The organism is Clostridium sp. Marseille-Q7071, assembly GCF_965112025.1.
Window position 1 is genome coordinate 4,078,117 of the sequence record NZ_CBCOPR010000001.1, and the last position, 14,767, is coordinate 4,092,883.

The window sequence follows — 14,767 nt, forward strand, 5'->3', positions numbered from 1 at the left end:
CTTTAACTTCATTAAAATTTAATTAACTCTTTTAATAAAATAACTTAATTATAGATGAAGCTACTAAAATCAACATCTCTTATGTACTATTAATTATACCCAAATGAAAAGATTTAAACAACTACAACAGTTAGTTCATAACTTTTTCAATCCTCCATTTTTATATGATATTCACTCCTCTAAAAATAGTTAAAAGGAGATTTAAGTATTTTATGGAATATACATACATATACTTACTTGGAATTTGTTAATTTAGGAGGGATATTTTTGAAAGATTTGAAAGAACTAATTAAAGAAGTATTGGATTTTCTAAAATCTAATGGTGCTAGTTACTCTGACATACGTATTGTAGACAAAACTAAAGAATATATTTCAACTGAAAATCTTAAAGTTAATAACTTAGAAAACTCCAGAAGTAAAGGAATAGGAATTCGAGTTATATATGATGGTTCTCTTGGATTTGCCAGTTCTCAAAATATAGATGATATAAAAGAAGTGGCAAAAAAAGCTGTAAGGATTGCTAAAGCTAGTAGAACTATTCAAAAAGAAAAGATAAATCTTAGTCCTAAAGAAGTTGTTGTAGATCATTACTCTACCCCTATACAAATTGATCCTTTCACTGTATCAAAAAAAGAAAAAATAGATTTATTGATTAAAGCAGAAGAAGCTATGAGAAGCAGCGGAAGCCTATTTAAGAGCAACGGTTATATGCAATTTCAAAAGGAAGAGAAAATATTTGCTGATACTGAAGGCAGCTATATAACCCAAACTCTTTATGAATCTGGTGCTGGTATAGAAGCCATAGCTGCTAACGACCATGATAGACAAGTTAGAAGTTATCCTGCTTCTTTTGGTGGGAATCATGGCACAGCTGGATATGAATTTGTAACTTCCTTAAATCTTGTTGAAAATGGAAACCTTATAGGTAAAGAAGCTCTAATGCTACTTGATGCTGAAGAATGCCCTAGCGGAGTTTATGATTTGATAATAGACAGCTCTCAAATGGTACTACAAATTCACGAAAGTGTTGGACATCCTTTAGAACTTGATAGAATTTTTGGCTCTGAGGCAGCTTATGCTGGAATGAGTTTTGTTACTACTGACAAAAAAGAAACTTCTTTTAAATATGGCTCAGAACATATAACTTTAGTGGCTGATGGTACTTTACCTCAGGGGCTTGGTACTTTTGGCTATGATGATGATGGTGTAAAAGCCCAAAAAACAATATTGATAGATAAAGGAATATTAAAAAATTTCCTCACTTCAAGAGATACTGCATATAAAATTGGTGAAAATTCTAATGGAACTAATAGGGCTGATGGATGGAATAACATTCCTATTGTTAGAATGACTAATATAAGTCTTATGCCTAGAGAATATGAATTTGATGAACTTTTATCTGGAATAGATTATGGATTTTATTTATCCACTAATAGCAGTTGGAGTATAGACGATAAAAGAATTAATTTTCAATTTGGAACTGAAATAGCTTATGAAATTAAAAATGGTAAATTAACAGGAAAAATATTTAAAAACCCTATATATACAGGTATCACTCCTGAATTCTGGGGCAGTTGTGATGGAGTATGTAATGAAAAGTACTGGAAGCTTTATGGAGTACCTAACTGCGGAAAAGGTCAACCTGGTCAAGTTGCCCATGTAGGTCATGGCTCATCTCCTGCTAGATTTAGAAATGTAAAGGTAGGTGTAAAAGATGTTAAATAAGTCAGAAATCTATAATTTAATGGATAGTGTTTTATCGCAAGGTAAATATTTTACTTCTATCACATTACAATACGAAGAAAATGGCTTAACTCGTTTTGCTAATTCTGAAATTCATCAAAATGTATATTCTGAAGATTGTGAAATAGATATATGTGTATTTCACAGTAAAAAAATGTCTAAACTCTCCACTAATATTTTAGATGAAGCTTCACTCCTAAAAACTTTAAGGGATGCAGAAGAAAATTTAGAGTTTCTTCCAGAAGGAGATTATGAATATTCTCATACTGATAGTCCGAATTTTTTAGAATATGAAGACTCGCATATCAATAGTTCAAAGAACCTAGATATTGAGGACAGAGCAGCCATATTAGAAAAATCTCTTAAATCATTACCTATAGATTATTTAGCTGCCGGTGCACTTTCAAGAACTGCTACTATTTTGGCTTTTGGAAACTCTAATAAAATTAAAAGGTTCTCCTCAAAAAACTCCCAAGATTTCAATGTAGTAGTAATGCATAAAGATGGTGCTTCTGGCTATGGAGAAATTACTGCTAATGATCCTGAAGATTTTTTAGTTGAGGAAACCTTTAAAAAAGCTTATGAAAAAGCTGTTCTTGCACTTAATCCTATTTCCTTAGAGCCTGGAACTTATGATGTTATCCTTGAACCACTAGCAGCATCTGAGTATGTATCCATGGCAGCTTATATTGGAACAACAGCAAATAGTATTAAAGATGGAACATCTTTTTTAGAAGGTAAAAAAGGAGGAAAAGTTTTTGATTCTAAAATAACTATAAAAGATGACTGGAAAAACAAAGACAGTTTTCACCTTCCTTTTGACTTTGAAGGCTATGAAAGAAAATGCTTAAGTATATTTGAAAATGGAGTATTTAAAAATATAATTACTGATAGCAAAAATGCTTCTATATTAAAAGAAGAAAACACAGGGCATTCATTAGGATATGGCTCTGGCTCAGTTCCTATACATCTAGTTATGGATGGTGGAAATAAAACTCTAGCAGAAATTATTAAATCTACTAAGAAAGCTCTTTTAATAACTAGATTCCACTATATGAATGTAGTAAATCCTAGAGAATCTTTACTTACCGGTTTAACTCGCGATGGAGTATTTTTAGTTGAAGATGGTGAGATTAAGTGTGCTGTTAAAGATATGCGATTTACTGAATCTATATTAAATGCCTTCAATAATGTAGAAGAAATAAGCTCCGATAGAGAAAAAATAGACTTCTTCTTTGGACCTATAATAATACCAGCAATGAAAATAAAAAATTTTCATTTCACTGGAAAAACAGAATAATAAATATTCCCATAGTAATATATATGCTATGGGAAAGTTTATTTATCGCAATATATTTTATAAATAAATTTTATATTAAGTTTATTCTTTCAATAATAAATATACATTTTTTAAATTCTATTATTTAAACCTAGCAATAATATTCAATAAATCTAAGCACTTACCAGATTTATGCCTGCTTGAAAAGCAAGTAAATTTTTATCTATGCTACTTTTAGGTACATTTTCACAGATAGCTTGCCTAACTGCTTCACGGCTTACCATTTTAGTAGTTTCAGTTAGAATACCTAAGCATAGCATATTTATAGACTGGGAATTTTTTAGAATTTCTTCAGAATATTTCACTATGTCATATTTTCTATACCTTTTATTTCCTTCTAATTGAAGATTTTCATCAACGATGATAATAGCATCTTCTTTAGAGCATTGTAGAAATTTATCCAACCCATTTTGACTTAAGGCAAATAATATATCTGCATTGCTTACTCTTGGATAATAAATCTCCTCATTAGATATAATCACATCAGATCTACAGTAGCCTCCTCTAGATTCTGGTCCATAATTTTGGGTTTGCACAACATGTTTTCTCTCCAGCACTGCTGCCTCTGCTAATATAACCCCAAATTTTACTATGCCTTGACCTCCTAAGCCTGTAAGAATTATCTCTTTTCTGTCCATGCTAAAACACCTCTTTAAAACTTTTTAAGTATTCTTCTACATATTCTGGTTCTCTTACATTCTTTAAAATGCCTATTTTAAATTTACTATCTTCCCTTTCGGAGGCTTCTTGCTTTAGAAGCTTAACCATATCTGAAGGCTTTCCTATTTTATTTCTTCTGCCATATTGTACTGGACAAGGAGTTAAGGCTTCAACTAGAGAAAATCCCTTATTATCAAAAGCTTGCTTTATAATATTTACTAAATGTTTATAGTGAGCTACAGTGCTTCTCGCAATATAACTTCCTCCCGCTGCATCGCAAAGCTTGCAAATATCAAAATTTCTTGATATATTTCCCTCTTCTGTAGTGGTGGTTCTTGCATGAATAGGAGTAGTAGGAGAACATTGTCCACCAGTCATACCATATATATTGTTGTTAAATACTATTACATTTAAGTCTATATTTCTTCTGCAAGCATGTATGAGATGATTGCCCCCTATAGCAGCACAATCCCCATCCCCTGTTATTACTATTACTTTAAGCTCTGGGTTAGCTAGCTTTATACCTGTAGCATAGGGTATAGCTCTTCCATGTAAAGTATGAATGGTATCAAAATTCATATATTGTGCCGCTCTTGAAGAACAACCTATACCTGAAACAATGCATAGCTTATCCTTCTCTATATTTAAAGAATCTATAGCTTCTATCATGGCACTTAAAACTATTCCATTACCACAGCCAGCACACCAAATATGAGGAAGACGGTGTTTTCTTAAATATTCATTCATTAACTGTTCCTTCATTACACATCCACCTCCCTTATGCTATTAATTATTTCTTCTGGCTCAAATATCTCACCACAATATTTATTTATTCCTATAACCTCACATCTTCTGCCTACTATTCGTTGTATCTGATAAATCAATTGTCCTGCATTCAGTTCAGGAACATAAATTTTTTCAATAGCATTTTTATTTACTATATCTAAAAGTTCTTTATCTGGGAAAAGTATAAAGTATAGGGTATAAACAGACCTGTATTTTTTATCCTGTTACTTTGGACTAGATCCATGCATAACCTTGATACGGAACCAAAGGAAACTATAAGATTTTTACAATTTTCAATGTTTACTCTATCAAATAGTACAATATCATCTCTATTCTTATCTATTTTAGACAATATTCTAGTTAATAGTTGCTCCGCCACTTTCGTAGAGTTTGATGGATATCCATATTCATCATGATTAAGTCCAGTTACATGAAATCTATAGCCTTCCCCTAGGTCTGCCATAGAGGGGACCAAATCCTCCGTATTCTCATAAGCCTTAAAAGCTTCTTTTTTAGATGGTTTCTTTCTACTAACTATTTCTACTATATCCTCTAGCTGAACGCTTTCTCTCATATGAGCTATAATCTCATCTAATAAAAGTATTACAGGCACCCTATATTTTTCTGAGTAATTGAAAGCTTTGATGGTTAGAGTATATATGCTGGAAACGCTGGTGGGTGCTATAACTATAATAGGGTGATCTCCATGAGTCCCCCATCTGCTTTGCATAACATCTCCTTGAGAAACAGAGGTAGGCAATCCTGTACTTGGACCTCCTCTCATAACATTTACTATCACACAAGGAATTTCTGCCATAGAAGCATAGCCTATAACCTCCTGCTTAAGTGAAAATCCTGGTAGCTGGTAGCAGTCATAGCTTTCACTCCTGTAAGAGAGGCTCCTACCACGGCAGCCATACTTGCTATTTCATCTTCCATCTGTATAAACTTTCCTTGAACTTCAGGAAGCTTTAAGACGAAAGCTCTGATATCTCACTGGCAGGACTTATAGGATATCCTGCATAGAACTTCATACCTGCTTTTATTGCTCCCTTTACACATATTTCCCTCACTACCCTGCATCAATATAAAATTACTCATCCTTATCCCTCCTTAAATGAATGGCAAAGTCAGGACAAATATTTTCGCAAATACCACATTTTATACAATGCTCTTCCTGTGCGATTTCTGCCTTTCCTAAAGATTTTATTAAAACTTTTTTAGGACAAAAGTCTACACAAAGACCACACCCCTTGCAAAAGCTTTCATTTATATATAACATCAAACAATCCCCCTAAGCTTACATAAATTATTTATGAACCTTATAATAGATAAAATAGTCAAATTTAGTTTTGAATCTATCCTCCCATTCACCTATGAACTCACCCTTGAACTTAGAATGTGCTATGTTAACTATGGGCATCCAATATGAAAACTTAAAATATACTCTGGAAAATATCTTTTCTAAAAATTTGAAGTAATTACTGCTTTTTTCTTAAGCGATGAGTACCTCAACATTAATAAAATATAAAATAAAATCTGTCAGGTAGATTTGTAACGTAGGTTTCATAAGCTTATTGTTTGTATTTCATTTCAGTAAGCACTTATACATTACCTTTTACGGCTTTACTAACAATACTTACAAGTTCATTACTGTATGTTTGCAGGTCTACTCTTTTTGTTATAGTATTGCCAACCATATATTGTTCAATTGCTCCTTGAATCATGCTCGCTATGACGTCTATATTAAATGTTCCAAATTCTCCGTTTTCCTGACCTTTTCGCAATATCTCTCGAAGTAAATTTACAGTTGGCTCTTCTTCATAATCACCAGCAAATTTATAATAAGGAACATCATTAAGTGTTCTTGCGTTAAAAATAATTTCTATCAAAGCAATAGTATGCGTCGGATTTGTATACTGATAAGTTAAGCTGGCTTCTATAAATTCCTTTAATTTCTCTTGCGACGTACTCTTTTTGTCTACTCGCTCTGAAATATATGAATTTGCTCTTTCAACAAGCTGCATCAGTAAATGATTCATCAAATCATTTTTATCTGAAAAGTGATAAGAAATCAACGCTGTACTAATTCCTGCCCTTTCAGCAATTTGAGAGAGACTGGCTTTTACATATCCAATTTCATCAAGAGTTTTTATAGCTGCCTCAGTAATTTGTGCACGTCTCGCTTCTGCTATAAATGATTGTTTATTATCAGTTTTGTTTTCATGTTTCATTAATATATCACCTCTTTAAATTAAAAACTCAAACAACAATGAAATTCTCATCATTATAGATAATACTTCATCGATTAATACAATTTTAAAATTTATAACACTTTATTTAATTATTCTTTGTACTAGTTTTAAGCATTTTTATTATTTGATTAACTATTCAAATTTTTGATTACTTAATCAAATATTATCATAGAGAAAAATAGCTGTCAATAGATTAAACATTAATAATAAATATATTCTTTTGATAAAATTCATCACGTCTTTTTTCTTCTCTATAAAGTCTAAAATATAAAAAAAGAGTGTATCTATAGATGAATTTGTCTATAGATGCGGGATCTCGCTAACATTTTCAAAATGTTAATGATATCCCAATATAAAGTTTTAGTTTTATAAGTGGTTAGTTAATATTTATAAAACATTTTAATTTCTTATCAAGAAAAAAATTACAAAAATATATTGTCAAAATAATATGTAAATGTTATATTTTACTTACCTACCGTTAAGTAATTTTTTAAAAAATATTAATGTAAAGGAGATTAACGATGAAAAGATTAGAAGGTTTAGATTTTGCAAGATCCCTAGCCATATTAGGCATGATGCTTGTCAATTATAGTTTAGTCTTTAATGCAGGAGAACCTAAGTGGCTTGCCCAAGCATTTACTCTATTTGAAGGAAGAGCTGCTGCTGTTTTTCTGACATTAGCAGGCATCGGTATTAGCCTCATGACACGTAAGGGTCGCACAACAGGAGATAAGAGTATTCAGCATAAAGAACGTGTCACTATCGCCAAACGTTCAATTTTTCTATGGATCATTGGTCTAATTTTATTTACAGTTTTTCAGTGGAGCGCTGATATTTTACATTACTATGGAGCTTATATGCTCCTCATGTTGCCAATTTTGTACTGGAAACCTAAAAACATAAAAAAATTAATGATAGTAGTGTTGCTTGTCACCGGCTATTTGCAAATGACATTTAATTATATTGCTGGTTGGCAATCAGACTTCATACTTATACGGATTTCTGGACCTTGTCAGGTTTTTTTAGAAATCTCTTCTTTAATGGCTTTCACCCAATTTTTCCATGGTTTACTTTCATGCTCCTTGGCTTTGTCATAGGGCAGCTGGATTTGACGAGCCATTCCCTAAGAAAGCAGCTTTTAGCATACGGATTCACCACAGCTATAATCACTGAGTTGACTTCTATGGGCTTAATCGCCTTGACAGGTGGTACTGAGTTAAGTATCTATTTATTTGGTACAAAACCTATGCCACCAAGCCTTTTCTATATCTTTGCTGCGTCAGGTTGGGCAATTTGTTGGATTACTCTCTGTCTATCATTAATCGACAGATTCCCAAAAAGCCGTTGGGTTCAGGTTATGGTGAAGACGGGGCAAATGGCTCTTACTCATTATATTTTCCATAGTGCCTTTGTGTTATCCCTTATGTTCTTTTTAGGGCTAATTACTCAACAAAGTTCGGTATTTGTGTTATTATTATCATTAATAGTTTATGGCGTCATGATGTGTTTTTCTGTGCTATGGCGTTTCAAATTCCAGAGAGGTCCCTTTGAGACCCTTATGAGATTAATATCAGATACTAGGGAGGATAAAACTCATGTCAACTTATGAACAAATTTTAGAAGCTGCCTTTAAAGAATTTGCAGAGCTAGGCTATGAAAAAGCCTCATTGAGTCTTATTGCCAACAAAGTTGGTATTTCAAAACCTGCTCTTTATCATCACTTTACATCTAAGGACGCTTTATTTGAAACTCTTTATGATGCGATAATTTTGGAAATCATTAACGGCTTTCATAATGATCTAGAGAGCTGGACAATGGAGACGTACATTGAGAATTTAACAGAGGTCGGCTTAGGTGACATTCACTACTTAAAAGAGCATCCTCAATTAGGGAGTATTTTAAAACAATATCATCTTTTGTCCATGCGTCAAGAAGGATTAAAACAAAAGACTCAGTATTTAGAAGAAAAACCTTCTCCTATCATCAGCGCCTAATTAATCGTGGAGTAGTCTTAGGTTTTTTCCAAAAGGAAGAAGCCGAATTCATTGCTGAGGTATTTAATTCTCAATTAGCAGGCATTTCTTGGGGGATTATAGTAAGACCAACAGGTTCTTACGAATTATCATGGCAAATTTTTATGAGTAAATTGTTAAATCATAAAAAATAAGACTTCCTTTGGATACTAGTGTTACAATAAAGTAAAATATACTTGTTGACAAGTATATACAGAATAATAAATATTCCCATAGCAATATATATGCTATGGGAAAGTTTATTTATTGCAATATATTTTTTAAATTCTATCATTTGAGCCTAGTAGCAATATTTTATTTTTAACTACTTCTTTCATAGCCTTTATAGGTTCCCTATATGCGGTGCTTTACCATATAGCCATGTTATCATTGCTATTTAATACTTCTTTTAAAGAGCCAAAGAATGCTGCTAATACTTCAGAGAAAATATTTATCTTACATATTCCCAATTCAATGCTCTTTTTAATTAACTCATCCGGAGTACCTGAACCTCCATGCATCACCATAGGAACAGAAGATATTTCATTTAAAGCTTTTAATCTGTCAAAATGAAGTTTTGGTTCATGAACATAAACTCCATGTGCTGTTCCTATTGCCACTGCAATAGCATCTACATTGGTAGACTTTAAAAAATATTCTAATTCATCTGGATTTGTTAAATAATCATCTGGATTATCAGAACCTTCCTTTTTCAATCCAGTTTCAGAATCTCCAACTATGCCATCACCAACATGTCCTAATTCTGCCTCTACTGTTACTCCATATTTATGTGCATAATCTACAACCTGTTTTGTATTTTTTATGTTTTCCTCTAAAGGTAATACTGATCCATCATACATTACAGATGTAAAGCCACAATCTACTGCTTTTTTTATCAAGTCAAAATCTGTTGCATGATCTAAATGCATGCATACAGGAACTGAAGAGTTTTCTGCCATAATTTTAATGCCTTCTAATAAACACTCCAATTTTGTCCCTTCTAAATCCACCTTCAATCCCATAAGTATCACTGGAGATTTTAACTCCTCAGCAACCTCAATTACTGCTCTTGCCATATCATGATTGCTAACATCAAAAGCCCCTACTGCATATTTATTTTTTCTTGCATCTTCTAATATATCTTTTAAATTAACTAATGACATATAATTACCACCTCTCTTATATAATTTTTTATCTCATTAACATTCCGCCTGTTACATCTATAGTTGCACCAGTTATATAGTCTGATTTATTTGATGCTAAGAAAGCAACGGTATTTGCTACTTCTTCTGGCTCTGCTATCCTTCCCAATGGAATTCTCTTTAAATAATATTCCTCATCAGTAACTGAATTTAAAATCATATCTGTTTTCATTATCCCTGGAGCCACAGCATTTACATTAATTCCATGCTTTGCAACCTCCCTAGCCAAAGATATAGTAAAGGTTACAAGTCCACCTTTTGAAGCTGCATAATGAGCATGTCCTGTTGTAGACCCATGAAATGCTGCCTGTGATACTATATTTATAATTTTCCCTTTACTCTTTCTACTAATTAAATGATTTACCATCCTTTTACTCAATATAAAAGGCGCTTCTAGATTTACTTTTATAGTTCTTTCAAAATCCTCAACTTTCATATCTTTAACATATGCTTGATACCAAACACCAGCATTGTTTACTAATATATCAACACTTCCAAAGCCCTCATAAGCTTTATCAAATATACTATCTACTTCATTAGACTCAACTAAATCCGCCTTTACTCCTAAAACCTTCACTCCATACTCTCTGCTTAAGTGATCTGCAAATTTTAGCGCTTCATTTTCCTTAGATCTATATTGCATTAAAATATTAGTGCCTTCCTTAGCCAAGGTTTCACAAATAGCCTTTCCTAATCCGCCACTACCGCCTGTTACTATAGCTACTTTTCCCTTTAAATTTAAATCCATATTATTTCACCTCTTTCTCAAATTTATTTAGTTATCCTAAGTTTATCTTTATTTGCACTATACTCATCTTTATTCACAATATATCTTGAATCCTCACCTTTAATAGCCTTAAGCATTTCCATTGCTAATAGTTTTGGCGATTGAGTAAATGCATCCTTTGTACCTCCAGCTAAATGAGGGGTTATAGTCACATTATCTATTTTTACTAATGGATAATCTTTGCTTGGCGGCTCTTCATTAAATACATCTAACGCCGCTCCTATAATTTTTTTATCTTTCAGCGCATTATACAGAGCATTTTCATCCACTAATCCTGCCCTAGATGTATTAATTAAATAGGCTGTTGGCTTCATTAAACTTAAGAATTTTTCATCAATTAAATGTTTTGTATCCTTTGTAAGTCTTGCATGGACTGTTACAAAATCAGAAACCTCTGCCAACTCCTTTAAGGAAGCTTTTCTTACATCTTTTAATTCTTCTGATATAAAAGGATCGTATACTACTACCTTCATATCAAAAGCTAACAATCTCTTAGCAACCTTTCGTCCTATCTCACCAAAACCTATAATTCCTACAGTTTTATCCTGTAAGTCTGGAACTGAATCTCTATTAGCATAATCTCTAACCCAGTTACCATTTTTCAGCTCCATGTGACTTTTAGCAATATTTCTACATTCTGCAAGCAGCATTCCAACTGTAAAATCTGCAACTGCATTTGAATTTCTTCCTGGAGTATTAAATACGATTATGCCTTTTTCCTTTGCATAGTCTATGTTGATATTTTCATATCCACCTCTTAAAACTCCAATAGCTTTTAAGTTTATACAACTATCTATAACTTTTTTGTTGATAGGACAAAATTGAGTTATAATTATATCTGCATCTTTTACCTCATCAATTATATATTTCGGAACTTCATAAGCCTCACTTCCATCCTGTTCAACTAGAAGGTTTATATTTTGTAGCTCCTCATAATCACTTAAATCCCATTGGATTGTTTTAACCTCTATCCCCAAATCCTTAAAGCTTTTAAATCCATCTTCTATATAATTTTTAGGTATTAATAAATCTCCTATTCCTACAATTTTCATGTCAATTCCTCCTCAATACAATTTCACTCAATCTTTATTTAAAACTTACTCCATAAACTTGATAATGATTTTATAGTTTCTAGATACAGTTTATATTTTTTATCATAAACTTCCTTTTTAAGCTCATTAGGATTACACACATAGCCTATATTAACCATGGAATCTGCAGCTTCATCAAAAGATTTAAAAGTACCTCCAGCTACTCCAGCGCATATAGCTGCTCCTAAAGCTCCTAATTCTGTACTAGTTGTAACTTCTATAGGTGTTTGTAATATATCAGCAAACATCTGAACCCATACTTTAGACTTAACTACACCTCCAGCCATTCTTATACTCTTAGGCTTTTCTCTTAGCTCTAATAATTTTTCTATATGATATCTATGGCTATATACAACCCCTTCATATAAAGCTCTTAATATATGTGCCTTTGAGTGCCATCCGTTAATACCTATAAATGCTGACTTTGCATCTAATCCTACATTTGAACCAAATAGGAATGGTAGAAATACTATATTACTCTCTTCAGGGCTTGTACTTTCTACTAACTCATTACAATATTCATAGGAAGACTTTCCACCTTTATCTAATTCATCTATGAATTGTACAACAAACCACTCTAAATTATTAGCTGATGTAGGGCTTGCCTCAGTTATTAACCAATGTCCCTCCATACAATAAAGAGATGTCATGAATAAATCTTTTTGAATAACAGGTTTCTTGCTAATATACTCATTTATACTCCAAGTTCCTGCCACTAAACAAAGTTGATTTTCCTCTGTTATGCCTGTTGCTATAGCTGATGCATCTATATCAAATAGTCCTCCTGCTACAGGAGTTCCTCTCTCTAAACCAGTTAGCTCTGCCACTTCGTCTGTTATATATCCACATACTTCTGTTGAATACTTTATTGGTGGTAGCTTGGACATGATGTTCTCTAACCCAAAGATTTTTAATAAATCTAAATCATATTTAACATCTCTTATATTCATTAAATTACTTCCAGATATATCAGTTATCTCTGCATAAGCTTCTCCTGTAAGCATATATCTTATGAAATCTTTACACATGAATACATATTTAGTTCTCTCTAGCACCTCTTTATTATTATCTCTAAACCATGCTAGTAGTGAGACAGGTTGTCCTGCCCATATTGATTGCATTGTCATAGGTAGTATCTCATCAAATACGCCTTCTTTTCTCCATTTGTCAATGTAACTATTAGCTCTAGAATCTGTTGATATTATCCCGTTATAAGCTGGTTTACCATCATAACCTATTAGATACATACCATTACCATGCCCTGTTGTAGCTACCCCACTGATATCCTTAGGGTTTACCCCGATTTCTCAACTACCTCTTTTATTGCTTTAACATTAGCCCGCCACATTTCATTCATATTTCTTTCTGTAAAACCAGGGTATGGCATAAGAAGTTCTGTTTTACAACATGAGACAGCAATCTCCTTCCCCCTCATATCATATATGGCAGCTTTTATAAGTGTCCCCCCATTATCTATTCCTAATAAATATTTATACATATCCCTACCGCTCCCTTATAAATGTTAAATAAATCTATTCTAAGTATTTTAAAAAGATATTACACTATTTAATAATTTTGAAATCCATATAGCAAGCCAACCTAGTGGTGTTGTTGCCCCTCCAACCATATTAGCCATTTGAGTTCCAGCTACACCATCTGGCATTGCAACCTTGGATAAATTTGCGGCTTCTGTATAATAAGGTGCAATAAATGTTCCTGCATACAACACTATAGTCACTATAACTATTCCTGAAATAAATATTCTAAACATATTCTTTTTACAATAAGGAGATATCATTGCTATTAAAAATACCAATGAAGCTAAATCTACAAAAGGTAACATTCTATTTCCTGGCAAGATTATAGCTAGTAATAACGATACAGGTATTAGCATTAAACCTGTTGCAAGTACACTTGGATCTCCTATTAATAAAGCAGTATCTAATCCAATATAGAACTCTCTATCTGGAAACTTTTTCTTTAAGGTTACTTCTGCTGCAGTTCTTACTATCAATAATCCTTCTACTAGAACGTTTACCATGCTTGGTAATAGTACCATTACAGCTGCAACTTTCACTGCTAATCTTGCTACAGCATATACATCCCAACCTGCTAGTATTCCAAGAACTGCACCTAATATTGTTCCTAGAGTTAATGGTTCTCCTAATACACCAAATTTTTTATTAATCATATCTGGATTTATATTTATATCTTTCACACCTGGTATTTTATCAATAATCCAATTTACAAAAATACCTACTGGAACAAAAGGTGCTGATGTTGCATGTGCAAAAGATACACCTTTTAAATTGTATGCTTCCTGAATTTTCGGTGCTGTTTTATCTGCTATAAACAACACTATTACATAAATTATTAAGCAACATATAGTTGAAAATAATATACTTCCTGTAACTATATAGACAACTCCACCAGTTAGTAATAGGTGCCAGTAGTTAAAGATATCTATATTTACAGTTTTAGTTTTATTTATTAAAAGTAATAATATATTTATAGCTATAGCTCCAAAGACTACAAATGGAACTATTGGTGATGCCCAACCTATTGTTGCCCCAACTGGCCACCCCACATCAACCACACTAAAATTTAGTCCAAATCTTGTTACCATGTCTTGAGTTGCTGGTCCTAAACTATCTAATAATGCTCCAACTACAAGGTTTATACCAACAAATCCAATCCCTACTAACATTCCTGCTTTAAATGCTTTCCCTATTTTTACCCCACATACAAGTGCCAAAACAAAGAATATTATAGGCATCATAACTTCTGGTCCTAAATCAATTATGCTTTTTATAAAACCCATCATAAGCCCTCCCTATTTTTAATTTAAAATTCACAATGCAAAATGCACAATTAAGATGGAAATTATTTTTC

At 32.5% G+C, this 14,767-nt stretch carries 15 protein-coding genes and 2 pseudogenes; 5 read left to right on the forward strand and 12 right to left on the reverse strand.

All coding sequences use genetic code 11. From position 1 onward, the window contains the following. Positions 1-267 precede the first annotated feature (267 nt). Positions 268-1,725 carry a TldD/PmbA family protein gene (locus ACWPW7_RS19375; protein WP_454054853.1) on the forward strand — a complete coding sequence of 486 codons (1,458 nt, stop codon included), beginning with the start codon at positions 268-270 and terminating at the stop codon, positions 1,723-1,725. Beyond that, the gene (locus ACWPW7_RS19380; protein ID WP_454054854.1) at positions 1,715-3,043 is read left to right on the forward strand and encodes a TldD/PmbA family protein; all 1,329 of its coding nucleotides are present in this window, start codon (positions 1,715-1,717) and stop codon (positions 3,041-3,043) included. The genes ACWPW7_RS19375 and ACWPW7_RS19380 overlap by 11 nt, the downstream gene beginning before the upstream one ends. Positions 3,044-3,195: 152 nt before the next feature. Here ACWPW7_RS19380 and ACWPW7_RS19385 read toward each other — a convergent pair whose 3' ends face one another. From ACWPW7_RS19385 to ACWPW7_RS19410, 6 genes and pseudogenes are all read right to left on the reverse strand, one after another. Then, a complete protein-coding gene (locus ACWPW7_RS19385; RefSeq protein ID WP_454054855.1) occupies positions 3,196-3,720 on the reverse strand; it encodes a 2-oxoacid:acceptor oxidoreductase family protein in 525 nt (174 codons plus the stop codon). A 1-nt stretch (position 3,721) separates the two neighbouring features. Continuing rightward, positions 3,722-4,504 carry a 2-oxoacid:ferredoxin oxidoreductase subunit beta gene (locus ACWPW7_RS19390; RefSeq protein ID WP_454054856.1) on the reverse strand — a complete coding sequence of 261 codons (783 nt, stop codon included), beginning with the start codon at positions 4,502-4,504 and terminating at the stop codon, positions 3,722-3,724. Continuing rightward, positions 4,504-4,626 carry a hypothetical protein gene (locus tag ACWPW7_RS19395; RefSeq protein WP_454054857.1) on the reverse strand — a complete coding sequence of 41 codons (123 nt, stop codon included), beginning with the start codon at positions 4,624-4,626 and terminating at the stop codon, positions 4,504-4,506. Before ACWPW7_RS19395 ends, ACWPW7_RS19390 begins: the two co-directional genes overlap by 1 nt. A gap of 59 nt (positions 4,627-4,685) precedes the next feature. Continuing rightward, positions 4,686-5,467, reverse strand: a pseudogene (locus ACWPW7_RS19400) (hypothetical protein). A 154-nt stretch (positions 5,468-5,621) separates the two neighbouring features. Continuing rightward, complete coding sequence (locus ACWPW7_RS19405; protein WP_454054858.1) at positions 5,622-5,810, reverse strand: indolepyruvate ferredoxin oxidoreductase subunit alpha; 189 nt, start codon at positions 5,808-5,810, stop codon at positions 5,622-5,624. 322 nt (positions 5,811-6,132) lie between these two features. Further along, the gene (locus tag ACWPW7_RS19410) at positions 6,133-6,762 is read right to left on the reverse strand and encodes a TetR/AcrR family transcriptional regulator (RefSeq protein WP_454054859.1); all 630 of its coding nucleotides are present in this window, start codon (positions 6,760-6,762) and stop codon (positions 6,133-6,135) included. Between the two features lie 542 nt (positions 6,763-7,304). Here ACWPW7_RS19410 and ACWPW7_RS19415 point away from each other — a divergent pair. The 3 genes from ACWPW7_RS19415 to ACWPW7_RS19425 are packed head-to-tail and all read left to right on the forward strand — an operon-like array spanning position 7,305 to position 8,777. Continuing rightward, positions 7,305-7,880 carry a heparan-alpha-glucosaminide N-acetyltransferase domain-containing protein gene (locus tag ACWPW7_RS19415; protein WP_454054860.1) on the forward strand — a complete coding sequence of 192 codons (576 nt, stop codon included), beginning with the start codon at positions 7,305-7,307 and terminating at the stop codon, positions 7,878-7,880. Next, positions 7,859-8,392: a DUF418 domain-containing protein gene (locus ACWPW7_RS19420; protein WP_454054861.1), complete on the forward strand. Its 534-nt coding sequence runs from the start codon at positions 7,859-7,861 to the stop codon at positions 8,390-8,392. The genes ACWPW7_RS19415 and ACWPW7_RS19420 overlap by 22 nt, the downstream gene beginning before the upstream one ends. Next, positions 8,379-8,777 (forward strand): TetR/AcrR family transcriptional regulator, encoded by a 399-nt coding sequence (locus tag ACWPW7_RS19425; RefSeq protein WP_454054862.1) that lies wholly within the window; start codon positions 8,379-8,381, stop codon positions 8,775-8,777. The genes ACWPW7_RS19420 and ACWPW7_RS19425 overlap by 14 nt, the downstream gene beginning before the upstream one ends. 386 nt (positions 8,778-9,163) lie before the next feature. Here ACWPW7_RS19425 and ACWPW7_RS19430 read toward each other — a convergent pair whose 3' ends face one another. The 6 genes and pseudogenes from ACWPW7_RS19430 to ACWPW7_RS19455 form a co-directional block, all read right to left on the reverse strand. Further along, positions 9,164-9,958, reverse strand: a complete 795-nt coding sequence (locus ACWPW7_RS19430; protein WP_454054863.1) for a class II fructose-bisphosphate aldolase — start codon at positions 9,956-9,958, stop codon at positions 9,164-9,166. A 28-nt stretch (positions 9,959-9,986) separates the two neighbouring features. Next, positions 9,987-10,745: an SDR family NAD(P)-dependent oxidoreductase gene (locus ACWPW7_RS19435; protein ID WP_454054864.1), complete on the reverse strand. Its 759-nt coding sequence runs from the start codon at positions 10,743-10,745 to the stop codon at positions 9,987-9,989. Between the two features lie 23 nt (positions 10,746-10,768). Further along, positions 10,769-11,836: a 2-hydroxyacid dehydrogenase gene (locus ACWPW7_RS19440; RefSeq protein ID WP_454054865.1), complete on the reverse strand. Its 1,068-nt coding sequence runs from the start codon at positions 11,834-11,836 to the stop codon at positions 10,769-10,771. Positions 11,837-11,874: 38 nt separating this feature from the next. Next, positions 11,875-12,702, reverse strand: a complete 828-nt coding sequence (locus ACWPW7_RS19445) for an FGGY-family carbohydrate kinase (protein ID WP_454055544.1) — start codon at positions 12,700-12,702, stop codon at positions 11,875-11,877. Then, positions 12,688-13,373: pseudogene (locus tag ACWPW7_RS19450) on the reverse strand (FGGY family carbohydrate kinase); the annotation flags it as partial. The gene ACWPW7_RS19445 and the pseudogene ACWPW7_RS19450, both read right to left, overlap by 15 nt. Positions 13,374-13,421: 48 nt before the next feature. Next, complete coding sequence (locus tag ACWPW7_RS19455) at positions 13,422-14,696, reverse strand: PTS galactitol transporter subunit IIC (RefSeq protein WP_454054866.1); 1,275 nt, start codon at positions 14,694-14,696, stop codon at positions 13,422-13,424. Positions 14,697-14,767 lie beyond the last annotated feature (71 nt).